Here is a 17,915-nt window from a genome sequence, read left to right on the forward strand (position 1 = left end):
GAAAACCGACGAATATACTTGCTTCATCTGATGTATTAACTCATCTAACTATGAGTAATGGTGCTAAGCAAATGGCAGGGATCGCTATGTTTAACTTGACGTGGGGAGTCATACCAACGCCTTGTTCAGCGGCGTGCTGAACTTGATTGCTTTTGTGCGGCCTTGTTGCACAAAAGAAGACAGCTTTACCACATCCGATGCAGCAACTTGTGCATTTAACCAACTCTCAGTATTTCGTTCCATCCTTATCACCATCAACAAGCCAGCCCCTGGCAGCCGATATCTCAGTCTCTCCGAAAAACTCAATGGGCACTGGCCTTAGACCTTTGGTGGTGAACGCATGAATCAAATCCTCCCATCGTTCTTTATCACCAACGATCGCGATTTTATCAATGTAAGCATCATTTTTTTCCGCAAAGCTTATATCCTCCCATCCTTGCGCTTTTTCCCATCCTTGAAAATCACTAAGAACTACCAAGATCTTTATATTGCCTACAGCCTTAATGGTCGATTCACAGTTTCCTTGTGCTTGTCTCAGCTCTGCAATGCCCAGTTTTTTAGATACGTTGATCAAAAAAATATTAGAAGCTTCTTCAAGTCCAAATTCAATAGACATTATTATCTCCTCGTAGATTTGTCATGCTTTAACTCTATTGTTATGCGCCATAACGCCAAGCTTTGCCGCCGATGGAACGGAGCCATTGTGTGCTAGCGTAGAGTTTAGCTCACAACGAGCGAAGTGTAGTCGGTCGGCTACAGCGCCTTGTTATGCGCGGGCTGGAGATGAAGATTTTGATGCTGGGATGTTCATTCTGCACGATTGTTGTTTGTGGCACTACGGAACTACGCGCGATGGCAGATGTGGCTAGATGCTGTTTGGAGCAATACTGGTGGGAGTGGCTAGCCCTATCAATCATTAAAGAGTTCGAGCTGATGAACAAGAACACCATATAAAAAGTAGGGTAGAACGGACAGCAGAGAGCATGCGAGATTAAAGGCTGTAACCCACTTCGGGGCATTTCCAAGTTAGAGGCTGCTCCAAAAAGCTCTAATCGAAGAGAGAACTTTCTCGTAAACCAGCCAGTGAAGATGCGGCTGTGGACGTTGATGGCATGGCCGCTCTATGACATCCATGTCACCACGGCATTTGTGAATCCATTCACATCAGATGCAGTCGTCGAGCTTACAGGGCCGTAAATGTTCCCTACATTTTACGGCATTCCTACCATCCATGGTGATCAAACAGTGCTTGCAACGACATCCATATCTAAAGGCCAGTTCGGCATCCATGCCTCACGTTCATAAGCACAGAAACCAGAGGTTTCTATTCACCGTGCCACTGAAGTATCTGCACTTTAGGCGAGCCGCAGGCGTTAGATAACAATGAAAATAAAAGTTATAAACACACTTCCCAATATAAAATGAACCAAAAACAAAATGTAATCAGCCTTCATTCGAAGGCTGACATACTTGTGGCTTAACCCGAGCAGCCTACACTAGAACTTGTACTGAAATGAAGCCTTCACCGATCGCGCTGAGCCAAACATCGCGCTGTTATTACAGCCACCTCGCAGGTAATCCTCATCGAATAGATTATCGATATTGATCGAGATAATGCCCTGCTGCTCGCTGGCAAACTTGATGGTGTGGCTAAGGCCCATATCGACTTTAACGTAGGCATCTTTCTTAAAGTAATTCGGGGTATCGCCGAAGCGTTCACCCACATATACGGCCCCGATAGAAAGTTGAGTGTTCTCGGTTACACGATAATTAAACCAGGTGCTTGCACTGAATTTTGGGGTGTCTTTGGACCGTTTTCCCGCATATATAGGATCGCTGACGATCTTACCGTCGAGGTACATCATGGAAGTTAACACCGACAAGTTGTCACTCAGCTGGCCTTCGAGGGATAACTCAACCCCCTGATGGCGAACCTTACCGCTTTGAGTCGTTATGGGTTTATCCCCACTCTTATCTGTGACCGCCTTATTGTTTTTTTCGATATCAAACACCGCCGCCGAAACATAAAGCGAGCCATCGAGAAACTCCCCTTTGGCGCCGACTTCAAATGACTCGCCTCTTTCTGCATCCAATTTTTTACCGTAGTTGGTGTCTTCCGTATTACTGACAGGATCTTTGGGCTCAAAACTTTCGCTATAGGTCGAATAGAGTGTGGTGTTTTGTGTCGGATGATACATGACGGCTAACTTAGGCAAGATGTTGTTGTGGCTTGCCTCAGAGGTCTCCTCCCTGTCCAGCCTGACACCAGCCAACAGATGCCAGCTGTCATTGAATTCGATAAGGTCTTGAATGTAAACGCCGTAGGTTTTTCTATGGGTCTGCTTAAGCGCACTACCGTTGCGATAATCCAGCTCCTCTGGCTTGCCAATAACGATAGCGTCGTTGATGTTTACCTTACCGGCTATCTTCAACTTTTTCTGCATACCACTTTTTTGATAATCGACCACGCTCGAGCCGATCAACATTCTGTGGTGTACGTCACCGGTATAGAACTCACCCTTAAAATCGAAGAAACCGGTCGCCACATCAAACTGCTCATAGGTGTCTCTGCCACGCAGTGCATATTCACCAGCGCCGAGATCGATCCCCTGGACCTTACCGTATAGGCTCTCAGTCGTCTGACGTTGATGACGTTGCCGATTAAAGCCAGCGCTGATAGTCCAATCATCATTCAGATATGAGTTGAGGGTGAACCCCATATTTTCTACGCTGGAGTCACGCGATGACCATGGCATATCCCAAATATAATCTCGCTTTCCGGCAAGCTCATACTTACCACTTTTCTCGTTCCTGATATGTTGGGGCCCCATGTCTATCCCCCCCTCATCTTCGGTGCGATCATAGTTAACACTCAATACCGTGTCACCGCTGAGATCAGCCTCCAGCATCAAGGCGCCTACAAAGCGCTCCTCAGTTGCCTTGGTGCCATCTTTATATTCACGCCAACCATCATCGCTCGACTTAGACAGAATTGAACGGGCTCTGACGCTGCCACTCTTGTTCAGGGCTCCCCCCACATCTAACAGCGACTTGTTATAACCGAACGAGCCAAATTCCTGCTGAAAATTAAAGTGAAACTCCTCTTGCTGAGCCCGCTTTGTCACTAAATTTACCATGCCGCCCGGCGTCGACTTACCGTATAGCAGCGCCGAAGGTCCCTTCAATACTTCGATACGCTCGTAGAGCTCTATGGGTTGAGAGTAGCGCGAAAGGTGAAACTGACCATCACGCAGATAGCTCTGATCGGGCTCTAATACGAAGCCGCGCATGTAGAAGCGCTCGCGACCTCTCCTGACATTCCCCGTTGAAACACTCGCATCATTTTTTAATACCTGCCCCAAGGTAGCTGCGCCCTGAGCTTCGATAAGCTCCTTGTTATACACAGAGATCGAGCCCGGTGTTTCGAGTTGACTCATATCCATCTTCATCGCCGAACTGTTTGAAGCTTGGACATGTTTCGTCCCCATAACGGAGATAACTTCGATCTCATCATGGTGATCGTGTGCATAGACTGAAGAGGATGTCAGCGCCGAGAAAGCCATTAAGGCTGCGCTATTAGATGGATGCATTTAAGCTCCTATAGATCGCTCACCAAGCGGTGAGTTGTGCGTAAAAAACGCCAGTTTGTCTGCTTACCTATCACTAATCCTTTCTAAGAGCTTTATTGATGATTGGTAAATCAAATTTCCCTAAGATAGAAATTAAATTCTATAAGACTCAAAAATATGAACACGACGATACGCAGAACTACTGTTAGCTTGTTAATCCTTATTATCGGTTTGTTACTCAACCAGGCACCAAGCTTCGCCGGTGAGTTAATCAGCTGGAGCAGTGATGAAGGGATAAGCAGGCTGGAGCAGGCCGGAGTGAAGAACGATTTTTTTGCACTCAGCCCTCACTTCGAAGGTCAATCGAATAAGGTCTTCTGCGGCGTAGCCTCTATGGTCATAGTGGCCAACTCGCTGAGGGTAACCAGCGATGCCACCGATATCCCGCTTGATAGCAGCAGAATAAGTAAACAGGAGATGAATTTCTTCCCCAAGGGAGGTTGGAGCCCATTCTTTCATCGCTATACACAGGAATCGATTTTAACCGGCCAGGGTAAGACCCGCATGCAGATAATGGGTGAGCCTTCAGGCTCTATTTCTGACTCTGGCTCAGAAAGTGACTACGGAATGAGGCTTGCTGATCTTGATGCTCTGGCTGCGTCATTAAAATTCACCACACAAACCACTTATGTTACCGAAGAGCAGCTCGCCAAGCAGAGCTATACGCTGGCAGTAAAACAGCAGCTTATCGATGGGTTGAACCAAAAAGAGCAATTCGTCATCATCAACTACTCCAGAAAGCCTTTGAACCAGAGAGGTGACGGTCACTTTTCGCCATTAGCCGCGTACCATGCAGCATCAGACTCATTTCTTATCATGGATGTATCCAATACCTTCCAAACCTGGGTTTGGGTAGAGAGCAAACCGCTGATGCAGGCGATGGCAAGAATAGATAAGCAAAATAGCCGTGGCTTTATTGTAGTCTCAGAAGATACCTGAGTTGCCCCCCCTAAATAACAACACCTTAAACAAAAACACTTTAAACAATAGTTTTCTTAAGAACAGCAGACAAAAAAGCCGCCTCTATCTTCATAGAGGCGGCTTTTCATTAAGCTTTAGTTGCATGCTTTTAAAGCTTTTCATTAAGCTTTAACAGTTCCTTTAAAGCGATATCATGGATCATTGACTCTTTTGCTGTTTAAGAACACTGGCCATAGAGGGCACTATGGTCACTGGGTCTAAGCGCATCTGGTACCAGTTAACCCGCCAATCGAGGTGTGGTCCGGTGACACGGCCCGTAGCGCCGACCTCTGCAATAGGCTCTCCCTGTTTAATCTCCTGCCCCTCTTTGACATAGAGTTTACTGAGGTGCAGAAAGCTCGAACTTACGCCATAACCATGATCTAAGATGATGGTGCCACCAGAGTAGAACATATCGGGCACCGAAAGGCTGATTTTGCCATCGGCAGGGGCAACCACAACCGTTCCGGTTTTAGCCGCAACATCGACGCCATAATGAGGGTTGCCGGGCTTGCCGTTATAGACACGCTGACTGCCGTAGACTCCGGATATTCTGCCAGTCAATGGCCAGATAAACGTCTGGCTAAAAGCGGTTTTATCAGAAAATAGTGCCCTAGCCGCCTTGACCTGCTTGCTGTCTTTCGCCGCCCTTGCCTGTGCCTTAGGATCTGGCTTCATGATCTTTTTACTGATCCCGGTCAATCTGTCTATCTTGTACTCTTTGGCAAGAATAGTAAGGGGTTTAATCTGTGTTAAACCATCGGGATAAACGAGTTTCAACTCCTGATTAAGCTCTGCATCGCGGGAAAAACCAAAGGCAAAGTCACCATTTGGTGTGACCTTTAGCTCCTCTCCATTTAAAAATGCAGCACTGCCAGCAGCCACTTGACCGCGGATTAAGGCTCCCTGCTCCATTTTTCCTGTGAGCAACACTTGTGCGTTAACCTCTGAGGAGATTAGCAGACTCGTCGTCGCCAAAGAAAACAGTGTCAGCGACACAGACGTCAGATATTTCACTCTATACTCCAAACTAGTCTCCAATCTGCACTCTCATCAGAGTAATTTAGGCTTGATTGCCCTTAACCGATATTGCGCCTTTGCCGATACCTTCATAGGCGATCACCTTAAACTCACTCTGGGGAGACTTTTCCAGTAAGGTGCCAGCCATAAATTCGGCCAATAACTCTACTGTCGTATCGTGAGGAATGATCTCACAACGGCCCTTAGGCATGGCCAACTGAAAGTCTCCCTGTGGCGCCTGATAGCGAAAACCGAAATGAGTTTTATCGGACACTTTAGCCTGAGGAGAAAGAGTCAAGTCACCGACGCTAACTACATCCTCTTCACTGCCTAAGTAGATATCTTTCCAACGCTCGGCCCAATATTCGTCCCACTTAGGTGCAGCCATGCCATTTTCAAACACATTGACCGGACTTCGGTGTCCATGGGCAATGCGTTGGCAGTTTCCATCATGCTTTCGCAACCCGTGAGAGTAGTGATAATAGGGAGCGTCGTGTATCTCATTTCTCAATGTCAGGGCAATACCATCGACATTGTCGGGCAGGGCTTCCTTTAACGCCTTCTGCAAGAACGTATTCACACTATCGAAATCGATAATTTCACTCGGTATCAGCGCGAAGGCTTGTTGAGGACAGGCTAAATGGATGTCACCTTGCAGGCTGTTAAAATCCATCCATACCCTATCACCCTGTTGCTGCCAGCGAACTTCACTGTAAGCGGTAGGGATAAGTAATCTATGATCGGCAATATCATCGATAGTATCTTTTATGGTGCGCTTCACTTTAGAAAAGTCCAAAACCATATTTTGCTCATCTAAGCCACCATCGAGGAGCACATCGACAGTCCAGCTTTCGCCCACCATACCTCGTATCGGACATAAGTATGAAAAATCGATTACGGTTAAATCTCTGACAAAAAGTTGCATTTACTCTCCTGGGCAGAAAAACAGTCTACCTGTATACGTCCTATCGGCGATGGCCAAGGGACTAAATATCCATTGAATAAAAAAGTTCAGCTCTTCCATTCATATTTGGCAAGTTTACCTTGGTGAATCGTTTTTTTCGACCGTTTACCAAGGTAATTTTAGTCTGCTTTTACAAGTTTTCGTTATGCCATAAAAAAAAGTGTGAAAACCGAACAATCTAACAGGTAATCAGGGCCCATTGACTACGAAGTATGGAAAATTCTATAAAGAATTCAGATTAGTGAGGAGCTGGATCGAAAAGAGCGCCAAGAGGCGCTCTTTGTAACAAGATTGACGGCCACCGGGCCGCTATTTGTCAATCAATTAACCGCCTTTGAGGCGTCTATCGAGCTGATCTTTGAGGTTCGCAGGAACCCCTTTAATCATGATGGTGTCAGAGATAGGGTCGTACATGACTCGCTCACCCAAGTGCGCGCCATCGAAGCTTAAGGTAACGCCGCCACCGGTACCGGAAAACTTCTTCAACTGTCTTAAGGTTGGCTTATCACCAGGGAACTCATCTTCTAATTCATATTCACCACTTTGGGCGAAATCATAGAAAGAGTCCATGCCGCTATCGGCAAGTTCATCAGCCAGATCTTTAATCTCGATATCGGCACCGATATCACAACGCTCGGTGCAATAGTCGAATACTTTTTCACGACACTGTTGACGTTCGTCTTTGGTCAGTTCGCTACCCGCTACAAAATCTTCAACTGCATTCATCAGCTGTTTGTTCTGCGCCTTAGTATTAACCCCTTCCACACACCCCATAAAGTCGAGGAAAAAGTCGGCGACTTTGCGTCCCGCTCGCCCACGAATAAATGAGATATATTTATGAGAGTCGCTATCGGCCTGCCACTCGGTCAGATCGATTCTGGCCGCAAGTTGCACATTATTCAGATCCAGATGAGTATTTTGAGACAGTTCCATATCATCTAATACCGTCATTGACGATTTAGCATTAAGCAGTGAAACATAAAGATAGTCGCTCGTCATATGAGTATAGCAAGACATCAACAAGAAACCGCCTTGGCTAAAATCATATTTTGCGAGCTCCTCTTGCAGGAGTTTCCCTGCAAGACCTGAAAACTCGACAAAACCTAATTCACCATTACGGTATTCAGTCAGTGCCTGTTCAAACTTAGGGTTAGCCTCACCGTCTTCACCATGAGTACCAAAGTGACCAAAACCTTTACCCGCTTTGGTGGTATAAGTTTGGTGAAGTTCCTCGAGCATGGCTTCAACGGCTTCGCTGTTAAGAAGCGGCTGTGGACGCAATCGACAGCTTAACTGTCCTTCACGATCTTGTGAAATCGCGTGAATAATTGCTTGTTCGACGTTAATACTCATAAGCCTCGATAAAAAATAGTGATTGAGTAGCCGATAGCTGTGTTCACTATCGTTGGCAAAAGCCTGACACCTTTAACCCTTGTCAAAAAAACCTTGGCAAAACAGGTTAATGACATAAGAGACTCCGGCTACATAAAATGGAGTTAGCTGCAGACGAGGAAAAGACCGGTCCACAAACATAAAATTTGTGCCTATATTGCCCCAATTGAGATAGCGCTTCAAGGGCAAGATCCCGGATGTATTAACTCGAATACTAATTGAATACCAATTGAATACCGGCCCTCGTTGGTCAGCGCATATACTCTGCGTATTGATATCGAGATCCTTTGAAAATTCGGTTATCATAGGCCCCAAATATCTTTCAAAGCGAAACAGTTTTAAATATGGCTATCCAATCTAAATATTCAAACACACAAGTTGAATCAATTATCGCCGAAGTCAGCGCCGTACTTGATAAGCACCAGGCACCTACCGACTTAAGACTCATGGTTCTTGGCAACTGCGTCACCGATCTTTTGACTCGCAAAGTTCCTCAGGAAGCGAGAGCCGACGTTGCAGAACAATTTTCTAAGGCGCTGGCGCAATCAGTTAAAGGCTAATTCAGTCTTTACTGATTGAAAAACTAGCAAATCACAGTTAAAAACACTTAAGATACATAAGCATCTAAATCAGTAAGCGGAGCCACATGGTCAAGCGTAAAAAAGAGATGGTACGCGATCGCGTATCACGACTAGTTAGTTGGGGACATTGGTTTGCCTTCTTCAACGGCTTTCTCGCAATGATCGTGGGTATCCGCTATCTCGATAGCGTCGGCTATCCGGAAACCTTATTGGGCTGGAGTTATCTTGCTATCAGCACGATTGGCCATTTCAGCTTCTTAGCTTTTATCGTCTATCTGGTTCTGGTATTCCCGGTCACACTATTACTGCCTTACTCCAAAATATTACGAGGGTTTGCAGCAGTCGTTGCCACGCTCAGCCTGTGTATCTTACTCTATGACACCATCATATATGATGATTATGGGCTCCACCTGAGTCCCTTTGTATTTGATCTGGCCTGGGCCGATCTCAACGCATTGCTCCGTGGTACCTCCTATATTGTCACGCCTCTTGGGATCATCGCTTTAGAGCTCACCTTAGCCAACTTCCTTTGGAAACGAATCGAAAAAATTCATAAGGTAAATTGCGGTAACAAGGTGGTGGCATTCGTCGGTATCTGTTTTATCAGTAGTCACCTGATCCATATCTGGGCCGATGCCGCGAATATTACCGAGATCACTCAATTGGACGACGCCTATCCACTCTCCTACCCCGCCACTGCGCGCTCGTTTATGGAGAGCCATGGTATAGAGGGGAAAAACACGACGCGTCGAAGCTCAGATCTTAAAAGCAGCTTAAACTACCCGATAACACCATTGCAGTGTAAGGCTGAAACACAACCGAATATCTTATTGATCACCATTAACAATCTCAGAGCCGACATGGTCGACGCCAATACCATGCCTTACCTGACTCAATACGGTGAAAAAAATCAGGCATTTCATCAGCACTTAAGCGGTGGAACTCAATATGACAGCGGTATGTTCTCCATCCTCTATGGACTTCAGGGCAGCTACATCAATGCCGCCGGTCTAAACAATACGACCCCGGTATTAACGCAAATGCTCAAGCAACAGAACTATCAATTAGGCCTGTTCGCAACCCAGGAGTCAGAGTTACGCCCGAACACTATTTTCGATGACTTTGAACGTATCATAACGAAAACAAACGACAGTTATGCCGATGCAGATATTCAATCAGTGGAAGCGTTTCAGAGTTGGCAAGCGGCCCAGACAACGCCTTGGTTTGGGATGTTAAACTTACGTTCTCCTGAAACCTACGACACTCCGGTAGGCTTCTTAGGCATAGAAACCGTCAAGGCCGATAAGAAATTGAAACCTGCTCAACGGGTATTATTCAATCAATACAGGCAGTCATTGAACTTCATCGATCTGAAGCTGAAAGAAGTCCTCGAAGCCACCTCAGAAGATACATTAGTCATCATCACCGGGGTTAGCGGCAAGCTATTCACAAGTAACCCCGATGAGGCTCGAAGCAATTTGTCTCCGGCCAACGTTCAAGTGCCTATGATCATTCATTGGCCTGGGCAAGCAGCGACAAAACATGTTAACTATCGCACCAGCCATTACGGAATTGTGCCGACACTGATGACCCAAGTACTTGGCTGCACCAATGCGGCGACAGATTACAGCGCGGGTCGAAGCTTACTCGAGCCGGATACCGAATCCTGGGTTTACATCGGCGATAGCCGTATCTTTGGTATCTACCAGAAATCAGAGATCACCGTTATCGACAGGCACGGGCAATACCGTATCTATGATGAAAACTTCGATAAGCGACTGCGCAAGAAAATGAGTGCGCCCGAACTTGTCGAAGTGATGCGCGAAGGCCGCAGGATGTATCATCATTAGTCGAATCTTCATTCACTGAGCCACCAGCATTATCTTATGCTGCTGCCTTAGTGTGCATGACTGTGAAATTTACGACTAGATTTTACGGCTAAGGGCAAACGCTCATCGCGGCATAAATCGCCGGAAATAAATAATAAGTATACAAACTAAGCAATTAAATCGAGTCACTCTACTAAGGGCTTGCAGAAGCCTAAGTGAATTGGTAAAGTTCTGCCTCAACTAAACAGCCCCCAACTAAAACTGTTTAGAGGCAATTTAAAATTGCGAATTCGGGATATGGCCTAGTCCGGTAAGGCGCTTGTCTGGGGGACAAGAGATCGCAGGTTCAAATCCTGCTATCCCGACCACATTCTAAAAAGGCAGAACTCGAAAGAGTTCTGCCTTTTTGCTTTTTGGCTTTAAATTCGCATATGTCACGTAAGTACAGCTGGCATCCCCTGCTAAGCAAAGCCTTTCCCACTATTTGTCTGTACCATAAATTGAGGTGCAGACAGGTCATATCCTAAAAACAACAAAAACGTTTACTTTTTGCTCGCCGCCTCATACTATTCATCCCACTAAGTGCCTACTTATCCAAAGACTGGCGCTTCAATTTCCTACTCTTCACTACCGGAGTCTTCGCCTCGATGAACAGCTAACCTTTCCATCTTAATTATTTTTTGTGGAACCCCAGGGTTATACCAGTCGGTATAAAGGTGTGGTCACTCAGCGAGAATTTAGCGCTTGTGAGGCAAGGCAACGAGTGAGGAACATAGTTATTCTACGTTTAAGCTCGTTAACGCAGTATCGGAAGTGCTAAAACTCGCCTTTCAGGAGGTTTTTTGGCAGCCTACTTCTGTGTTGAATGAGTTCAAAAGGGATCACCATTCCCTCACTCTTTCGCCTTGAATTATGCAGCCAAAAACAACTCTGAGTTGACCACTGTCTTATACCGATTGGTATTAAAAGGCGCAGCTCAAGTATCTCTATTGTCTGTAACAGAATAAATCTGCTTAAAGATTAATTCTGTTAAAAGACACTTTTGCTAGAATATATTTTTTACTAGAAGATGCTTTTTACTAAATGATATTTCGGCTGAAATAGCGAGTTAACCTCGAACGAGTTTAACTTATGCCGACTGGTATTATGCTAACCGTGCCCTGCTTCCATCTTTATCAACTGGTTTCAGGAGGCACTATGCCGATATTACATGCTCATCGAGTATCGTTTAGGTTAAACACAGGAGAGAGTCTGTTCAGTGAACTCTCATTTTCCATTGATTCTAAATTAACAGCCCTTGTCGGCCGCAATGGCGCTGGGAAGTCGGTCCTGGCATCAATATTGGCGGGAGAATGCCAGCCGGATTTAGGCTCGGTCTCATGCCGCGCTAATTTAGGCTACTTCAGGCAACAAGAGCCAAATAGAAACAAACTGCAAAGTGTCGCACAATTTATGGAGGTCGAGCATCAACTGCTTGCACTAGACAGAGTTGAGCAAGGCCAAGCCTCCTTAGAGGATATCGACACCATAGGCGATAACTGGCATATCAGAGAGACGTTAGAGAGCCAGCTTCTTGCTATCAATTTAAATCACACTCTTCACTGCCCTTGCGCTCAATTAAGTGGTGGAGAGATGGCTAAGTTACGCCTGCAAAAACTGTTTAATTCAGATGCCGATCTACTTATTTTAGATGAGCCCTCGAACCACCTGGATAACCAAGGAAAAAGCTGGCTCATTGAGCAGATACAAGGATCAACTGCACAGATACTCATCATCAGCCATGACCGTGAAATACTTAACTACGTCGAAGTTATATATGAGTTAAATACCTTAGGCCTAACTCAACACAGTGGTAACTACACCAGTTATGAAGCTCAAAAGCGCTCCCGGTTAAATGCCATAGACCGCAAACTTGCCAACGAAAAACTCAAGCATAAGCAGATCCGACAGCAAGCTCAAATGAGTCATGAAAAAGCACAAAAGAGAGCCGCAAGTGGTACAAGATTAAGAAGGTCCGGTAGTCAGGCTAAGGTGTTACTCAATACCATGCGTGACAGAGCCGAGCAGTCAGCTTCCACCAGAGCGACCCAGAGGGATAATCAACTCAGTCAGAATGCCGCAACTCTAGCTGAATTAACTCAGCAAAGAGAAACGTTAAAACCCCAAACATTACACTTGAACTCTGTCATAGAGAAGCAACATCTCCAGCTCCGTGTCGAGGAACTAACCCTGCCATATAACAGTATAAACCCATTAAACTTTTTATTGTCTACAGGGGATAAACTCCACCTGTCAGGTAATAATGGCACGGGGAAGTCGACCCTGATTAAGGTATTATTAGGCGAGCTTGCGCCTGCAACGGGTCTGGTTTACCGAAACACGCCCCTCTTTTATCTGGACCAATATTTTGACCTGCTAAAATCAGATCTATCACTGTTAGAAAATATCAGCCACTACTGTCCGGCTCTCGACGAATATCAGTCACGAACCTTACTTGCAGGGATAGGATTCAAGGCGCAGAGTGTTCATCGAAATGTACATCTTCTTAGTGGTGGAGAAAAGATGAAGCTCTGTATCTTGATTGTCACTAATCAAACTCCTCTTCCCTTACTCTTGCTCGATGAGCCCGACAATCATCTGGATATCGCTTCGAAACAACTACTCGCTACCGCACTTAATCAGTATCCGGGCAGCTTTATCTTGGTCAGTCACGATAAAGCGTTTATTAAAGAGTCTGGTGTCACCTGCATCCAAGCACTTTCAAACTAAATATTCTCAAGCGTTGAACCGGATAAGCCGTGGTTAGGAATTGAGAGGTAAGAGTTGCGAGAGGCGTATTAGATGATTTCGAAGGAGATATACAGAGCGGTCGCGAGGTTTGGTGCACAAAACAGCTGTATTTGAGTAAGGGTGGATTGGTATCTGGCTAACTTCATGATATTTTGTCTGCCACTGAATTTTTCGAGATCTTTATCATGCCTAAGGCTAGTGAAGTAAAAAAGAATACCGCAATCGATTTTAACAATAATGTTTATCTCATCAGAGATATTGAACGTTCTGTGCCTCAGGGTCGCTCAGGTGGCAGCTTATATCGTATGCGTATGTACGATGTAGCAACCGGGTCGAAACTCGATCATACTTTCAAAGCCGATGAGATGATCAATCTGGCAGACCTAAGCCGCCACGAAGTGAGCTTCTCCTATATCGATGGCGATGAGTATGTTTTCATGGATATAGTGGACTATACCCCATACCACTTCAATAAAGACTCGATTTCAGAAGAGCTTCTGTTTATCACTGAGGAGACTCAAGGGCTGCAAGTACTTACCGTCGATGGGACACCTGTGGCTATCGAGCTACCCGCTAACGTCGAGCTGGTCATCGTAGAGACTGACCCCTCTATTAAGGGCGCCTCTGCCAGTGCACGCACTAAGCCAGCCACCCTCTCTACCGGTCTTACGGTACAAGTTCCTGAGTATATTGCAAACGGTGAGAAGATTAAGATCAATACGGCAGAACATAAATTTATGAGTCGTGCAGACTCTAAATAAACTGAAAATGCCCTGAGCCTTTATTAAGCTGCCGGCTTCACCAAGCGGCGGCTTAGAGCAAGCAGCAAACCCTCTTCTGTGATTGAAAACCTCTAAAGCCTTTAGCTCAATTGGTACAGTTCAGCTATATCAACACACGCTCTCGTAGAGCATCGAGCTAACAACGGCCTACTTTTCAAACCAAAACACCCAGCTTGTTACATTTATGTTGAGAAAACTGCCTTTACCCGCTAGCATCTATAGTAGCCATTATCTTAATAATTATAAGGCTTTATGCGCAGAATCAATCGGCAACATTTAAAATTATCTCTGGTGCTGGGCCTGATGGGTCTATTGGCGAACCTTATCCCAATTCCCCTATTCGGCAATGTTCAACTTATTTTCGGTAATATCGTTGTCGTGATCACGGCAATTTTGCTCGGTCCCTGGTTCGCCCTACTCACCGCAACTCTTTGTGCTATAGGTCTTTTTATCACCTGGGGGAGTTGGCATGTATTCATACTATTTGGCCTCGAGGCAATCTGGCTGGGATATGCGCGCAGAAAAGATATTTACGCCCTTTATGCTGATATAGGTTATTGGCTACTTATCGGCATGCCACTTTTTTACGCTTATATTCTCCTCTTCTCCAGTCAGCCCGAGAGTCACATATCATTTGTCACGCTAAAACAAGGTGTCAACGGCTTGATTTACGCCGCACTTGGCTCAATGCTGGTCACCATTTTTTCTTCGTTTTGGAATTTAAAGGGCAAGGTAAAAGATCAAAAGCGCAGAACCTTTAATGCTCAGCTGACCTATAGCTTCACCTTAGTGCTCACCATATCTCTGTTGGGTTCGACTTTAATATTCAATCATCAGGTGATAGAGAAGCAACAAGTCAGGCTTGACGAAACTCTACAGAGCTCGGCGACAAACCTGGGACTGAATACTGAAGTATTCATTGAGACTCACAAGAAGGCGATAGATAATGCGGCCAGATGGCTCAGCCTGTCCCAAGCAGATATTCAGAGTTGGCAAAATCGACTTTCGAAACTACATCAAAGTTATCCGGGCTTCATCACTATGCTGGTAACCGATGCAGATGCAAAAATCATTGCAGCGAGCCCCTTCTCTCGCCTTAATCGTGATAAAGAAAACACAGACAATTTAACGGTTAAAGATCGGCATTATTTTCAAGAGGCATTTTTCAATCAGATAACCTACGTCTCGCCGGTATTCTTAGGTCGGGGGTTTGGCAAGGATCCTATTGTGGCAGTCAGTGCACCTATTTATCACAAGGACAATGCCAGTCAGCCTACAGGGATTATTGAAGGCTCTTTGAACCTGAAGACTTTTGCTGATATCGATAAAAAAAGCACGGGTACCCATCACCAATCGATGATCATCGTTGATGAAAATTACCGTGTCATCTACGCATCTGCAGCCCTTAATCTCGCCCCACTATCACAATTCACCTGGGTAGAGAGCGGTAAAAAGTATAAAACCAGTTTAGATATGCTTAACCTGCACGATATAGATAATCCAAACCCAGAGTTTGTCTATTCCAGCTATACACTCAACAACAACTGGCAACTCTATGTCGTTCAGCCCTTCGCACCACTATTGAAAACAGTCGAAACTCAGTACCTGACAACGTTTGCCATCTTGATTTTTTCACTCATTATTACCGTCGTGCTTACCAGAGCCATTAGTCAAAGATTAACGACCCCCTTGACCGCCCTGGCCAATAAATTTGCAGAAAAGGGGTATCAGGATCCAGCCTCCTATAATATCGATCAAGAGTCACCCCGGGAGTTTTTGACCCTTTATCAAAGTATCCGCCAGAGCAAACAGCAACTGATCCGCCATCAACTTGAACTCGAGGAGAAGGTCGCGATAAGGACATTTGAGCTTGAAAAGGCCAATGATAAACTCCAATCACTTGTGGAAAAAGACGAGTTAACCGACCTGTATAATCGCCGCTACGCCGAAGCCAAGTTTCGCTCTATACAGGAGTTTTGTCACAGAAGTGATGAAGCTATGGCGCTAGCGATACTCGATATCGATAACTTCAAAACCATCAACGACACCTATGGACATCAAGGTGGAGATGAATGCTTACGTGTCATCGCGAAAAGTATGAAGCAATTTTTCAAGCGAGATACCGATGTCACAGCCAGATACGGTGGTGAGGAGTTTCTGATCATCCTACCTCTGTGTAATGTCTTGATGATTGAAGATCACCTCAATGAATTCAGGTGTAAGATAAAAGATCTGGAAATAGTTAATCCACATGATGACAGGCCCATCACCATGACGGTCAGCATCGGCGCCATTGTGACCAATGCGACCTACAGCGAGTCGCTTGAAACCTGGTTTAAGGAAGCCGATCTGAATTTATATAAGGCTAAGAACCAGGGAAGAGATAGGGTCATAGTTTCAATTCCCGGTTCCCGGCAACTGTCGTAGTTAATGTTCTACGACTTAACGGGGTAAAACAAATTCATCGAGCCGTTCAATGATGTATGGGAAAAAAGGGTTCCATTTCTGTCTTAATATCTCATCGGCAGATACATTAAGCACCCCTCTCTCCCCTCTCGATGCGGCAGCACCAATTTGAACACGATCGACAAAATGCACACCTTCCGGACCATAGAGGCTGTCCTCCATAGGATATGGCAATGCAACATGGGAGAGAGAATAGACATTTCTTGGCCACCACTGTGTTAGCACTGTGCTCGTGGGGAGACGATTAGAGGAGTAACTTGTCGCCTTTACCCGGCTTAACCTTTCATCTGAATCGTTAAGGTTTTCTATCAAGGTATACTTAAATTTAAGGTCTCGGTCTGTTATCAGCTCATTCATTGCAGATAAGGGATCTGTGGGGATCAAGCTCATATTCACCTGGGTTCGATTGATATCGAACATCACTAACTCATGCCCGTTGGCGGGTAGCCTCAGGTAGAGATCTGACAGAACGGCTCGACTCGAGACAGTCGCATCGGTAATGGACTGAAACGATATAATTGGGGATAAAGACGACAAATCTTTCATGGCGAAGCTCCCCATAATCGCTTGATTACGCTCGGCTAACTGATACACCACATCGCCGGCATTCACCGCAAATGAATTATATTTAAAAGGGTCATATTCTGTTTGAATGCTATTCCAGCTAAGTTTTTCTAAACCTAGCAGCTCTCCTAAGCGTGCTTGCCACTTGGCCCCGGCCGCTACCGGAGGTAAACCGATTGCCGGTGAGATAAATATCATTCCGGCATAATCCATCTTTTGTTTATTAACCAGCCGCTCCAGCTCATGGTTAAGTGCTAAAGCTGCCCCGGTCGAAAATCCTACCACATACAAGGGACGCCCCTTCAACAGATCTCGCATGTGCTGCGTCGCAAGTGACACCGCCGATGCCATATCCTGCCATTCAAGTCCCACCAGCCCGGACGGTATGGTGCCATGACCCGGCAACCTCAAACCAAGAACATGGGCCTTTCCCTTAAAGTGCCGGGCAACATGAGATAACGCATAGGGAGAATCTGACATACCATGAAGCAATAGGACGCCAAACCCGGCCTCTTCCTGTGGCCATTCATAAGTTCGATTCCAATCACCTCGCCACTTGTGCGGGTCGGCTAAACTGCCTCTGACATATCGATTTAATATCGAATGGTTTGACCCCTTCGTTTGACTATAGATCTCACTCTCAAGCTCCTCAAAGAGTTGATTCTCGAGTAGCTGATACTCACCGAACTCTTTTAGCTCAAGTCCTCTTTCATATTCAGAACTCAATTCTACGGTATGCCACACGTCGAGTTCTGGTCTGGAATTCAACATCCAAACCCCTAGCGCAAGCAGCGCAAGGCCGATGCCCAATGAGGCATAAAATAGCGCCATGATGAGATGTTTAGTGGAACCGATAACGATCGTTTTCATTGCTCTCCTTGAGCCCGCTATTTAAATCCAGAGTGAACTAAATGCAGAGTGAACTAAATCCGCAGTGA

13 protein-coding genes and 1 tRNA gene are annotated in these 17,915 nt (G+C 45.6%); 7 read left to right on the top strand and 7 right to left on the bottom strand.

The window, feature by feature from the left end:
* Window positions 1–108 precede the first annotated feature (108 nt).
* The 3 genes from EKG39_RS23800 to EKG39_RS22020 form a co-directional block, all read right to left on the bottom strand.
* Entirely contained in the window at window positions 109–243 is a 135-nt protein-coding gene (locus tag EKG39_RS23800) for a hypothetical protein (protein ID WP_281276285.1), read from the bottom strand.
* Window positions 227–616: a SpoIIAA family protein gene (locus EKG39_RS22015; RefSeq protein ID WP_126508131.1), complete on the bottom strand. Its 390-nt coding sequence runs from the start codon at window positions 614–616 to the stop codon at window positions 227–229. The genes EKG39_RS23800 and EKG39_RS22015 overlap by 17 nt, the downstream gene beginning before the upstream one ends.
* Window positions 617–1,496: 880 nt before the next feature.
* Window positions 1,497–3,590 carry a TonB-dependent siderophore receptor gene (locus EKG39_RS22020; RefSeq protein ID WP_126508132.1) on the bottom strand — a complete coding sequence of 698 codons (2,094 nt, stop codon included), beginning with the start codon at window positions 3,588–3,590 and terminating at the stop codon, window positions 1,497–1,499.
* A gap of 156 nt (window positions 3,591–3,746) precedes the next feature.
* Between EKG39_RS22020 and EKG39_RS22025 the strand changes: the two genes are divergently transcribed.
* Window positions 3,747–4,568: a phytochelatin synthase family protein gene (locus EKG39_RS22025; protein WP_126508133.1), complete on the top strand. Its 822-nt coding sequence runs from the start codon at window positions 3,747–3,749 to the stop codon at window positions 4,566–4,568.
* A 180-nt stretch (window positions 4,569–4,748) separates the two neighbouring features.
* Here EKG39_RS22025 and EKG39_RS22030 read toward each other — a convergent pair whose 3' ends face one another.
* The 3 genes from EKG39_RS22030 to yejK form a co-directional block, all read right to left on the bottom strand.
* Complete coding sequence (locus EKG39_RS22030; RefSeq protein WP_425470195.1) at window positions 4,749–5,588, bottom strand: M23 family metallopeptidase; 840 nt, start codon at window positions 5,586–5,588, stop codon at window positions 4,749–4,751.
* Between the two features lie 64 nt (window positions 5,589–5,652).
* Entirely contained in the window at window positions 5,653–6,534 is an 882-nt protein-coding gene (locus EKG39_RS22035) for a 6-carboxytetrahydropterin synthase (RefSeq protein ID WP_126508134.1), read from the bottom strand.
* Between the two features lie 363 nt (window positions 6,535–6,897).
* Window positions 6,898–7,926, bottom strand: coding sequence for a nucleoid-associated protein YejK (gene yejK / locus EKG39_RS22040; protein WP_126508135.1), 1,029 nt, complete (start codon window positions 7,924–7,926; stop codon window positions 6,898–6,900).
* A gap of 383 nt (window positions 7,927–8,309) precedes the next feature.
* On the opposite strand from yejK, the gene EKG39_RS22045 reads away from it, so the two are divergent.
* From EKG39_RS22045 to EKG39_RS22075, 6 genes are all read left to right on the top strand, one after another.
* The gene (locus EKG39_RS22045; protein ID WP_126508136.1) at window positions 8,310–8,525 is read left to right on the top strand and encodes a YejL family protein; all 216 of its coding nucleotides are present in this window, start codon (window positions 8,310–8,312) and stop codon (window positions 8,523–8,525) included.
* 86 nt (window positions 8,526–8,611) lie between these two features.
* Window positions 8,612–10,396 (top strand): DUF3413 domain-containing protein, encoded by a 1,785-nt coding sequence (locus tag EKG39_RS22050; protein WP_126508137.1) that lies wholly within the window; start codon window positions 8,612–8,614, stop codon window positions 10,394–10,396.
* 270 nt (window positions 10,397–10,666) lie between these two features.
* Window positions 10,667–10,743: transfer RNA gene (locus tag EKG39_RS22055), tRNA-Pro, on the top strand.
* Between the two features lie 829 nt (window positions 10,744–11,572).
* Window positions 11,573–13,144 carry an ATP-binding cassette domain-containing protein gene (locus EKG39_RS22065; protein ID WP_185817685.1) on the top strand — a complete coding sequence of 524 codons (1,572 nt, stop codon included), beginning with the start codon at window positions 11,573–11,575 and terminating at the stop codon, window positions 13,142–13,144.
* Window positions 13,145–13,350: 206 nt separating this feature from the next.
* Window positions 13,351–13,926: an elongation factor P-like protein EfpL gene (efpL, locus tag EKG39_RS22070; RefSeq protein WP_126508139.1), complete on the top strand. Its 576-nt coding sequence runs from the start codon at window positions 13,351–13,353 to the stop codon at window positions 13,924–13,926.
* Window positions 13,927–14,199: 273 nt separating this feature from the next.
* Window positions 14,200–16,374, top strand: coding sequence for a diguanylate cyclase (locus EKG39_RS22075; protein WP_126508140.1), 2,175 nt, complete (start codon window positions 14,200–14,202; stop codon window positions 16,372–16,374).
* Between the two features lie 15 nt (window positions 16,375–16,389).
* On the opposite strand, the gene EKG39_RS22080 is transcribed toward EKG39_RS22075, so the two are convergent.
* On the bottom strand, window positions 16,390–17,847 hold the full coding sequence (locus EKG39_RS22080) for an alpha/beta hydrolase (protein WP_126508141.1): 1,458 nt from the start codon (window positions 17,845–17,847) through the stop codon (window positions 16,390–16,392).
* Window positions 17,848–17,915 lie beyond the last annotated feature (68 nt).

The organism is Shewanella atlantica (assembly GCF_003966265.1).
GTDB classification, from domain to species: domain Bacteria; phylum Pseudomonadota; class Gammaproteobacteria; order Enterobacterales; family Shewanellaceae; genus Shewanella; species Shewanella atlantica.

Bases quoted from the DNA above. Each gene is read 5' to 3' on its own strand.
- EKG39_RS23800 (WP_281276285.1), bottom strand. From the start codon at position 243: ATGGAACGAAATACTGAGAGTTGGTTAAATGCACAAGTTGCTGCATCG.
- EKG39_RS22015 (WP_126508131.1), bottom strand. From the start codon at position 616: ATGTCTATTGAATTTGGACTTGAAGAAGCTTCTAATATTTTTTTGATC.
- EKG39_RS22020 (WP_126508132.1), bottom strand. From the start codon at position 3,590: ATGCATCCATCTAATAGCGCAGCCTTAATGGCTTTCTCGGCGCTGACA.
- EKG39_RS22025 (WP_126508133.1), top strand. From the start codon at position 3,747: ATGAACACGACGATACGCAGAACTACTGTTAGCTTGTTAATCCTTATT.
- EKG39_RS22035 (WP_126508134.1), bottom strand. From the start codon at position 6,534: ATGCAACTTTTTGTCAGAGATTTAACCGTAATCGATTTTTCATACTTA.
- yejK (WP_126508135.1), bottom strand. From the start codon at position 7,926: ATGAGTATTAACGTCGAACAAGCAATTATTCACGCGATTTCACAAGAT.
- EKG39_RS22045 (WP_126508136.1), top strand. From the start codon at position 8,310: ATGGCTATCCAATCTAAATATTCAAACACACAAGTTGAATCAATTATC.
- EKG39_RS22050 (WP_126508137.1), top strand. From the start codon at position 8,612: ATGGTCAAGCGTAAAAAAGAGATGGTACGCGATCGCGTATCACGACTA.
- EKG39_RS22065 (WP_185817685.1), top strand. From the start codon at position 11,573: ATGCCGATATTACATGCTCATCGAGTATCGTTTAGGTTAAACACAGGA.
- efpL (WP_126508139.1), top strand. From the start codon at position 13,351: ATGCCTAAGGCTAGTGAAGTAAAAAAGAATACCGCAATCGATTTTAAC.
- EKG39_RS22075 (WP_126508140.1), top strand. From the start codon at position 14,200: ATGCGCAGAATCAATCGGCAACATTTAAAATTATCTCTGGTGCTGGGC.
- EKG39_RS22080 (WP_126508141.1), bottom strand. From the start codon at position 17,847: ATGAAAACGATCGTTATCGGTTCCACTAAACATCTCATCATGGCGCTA.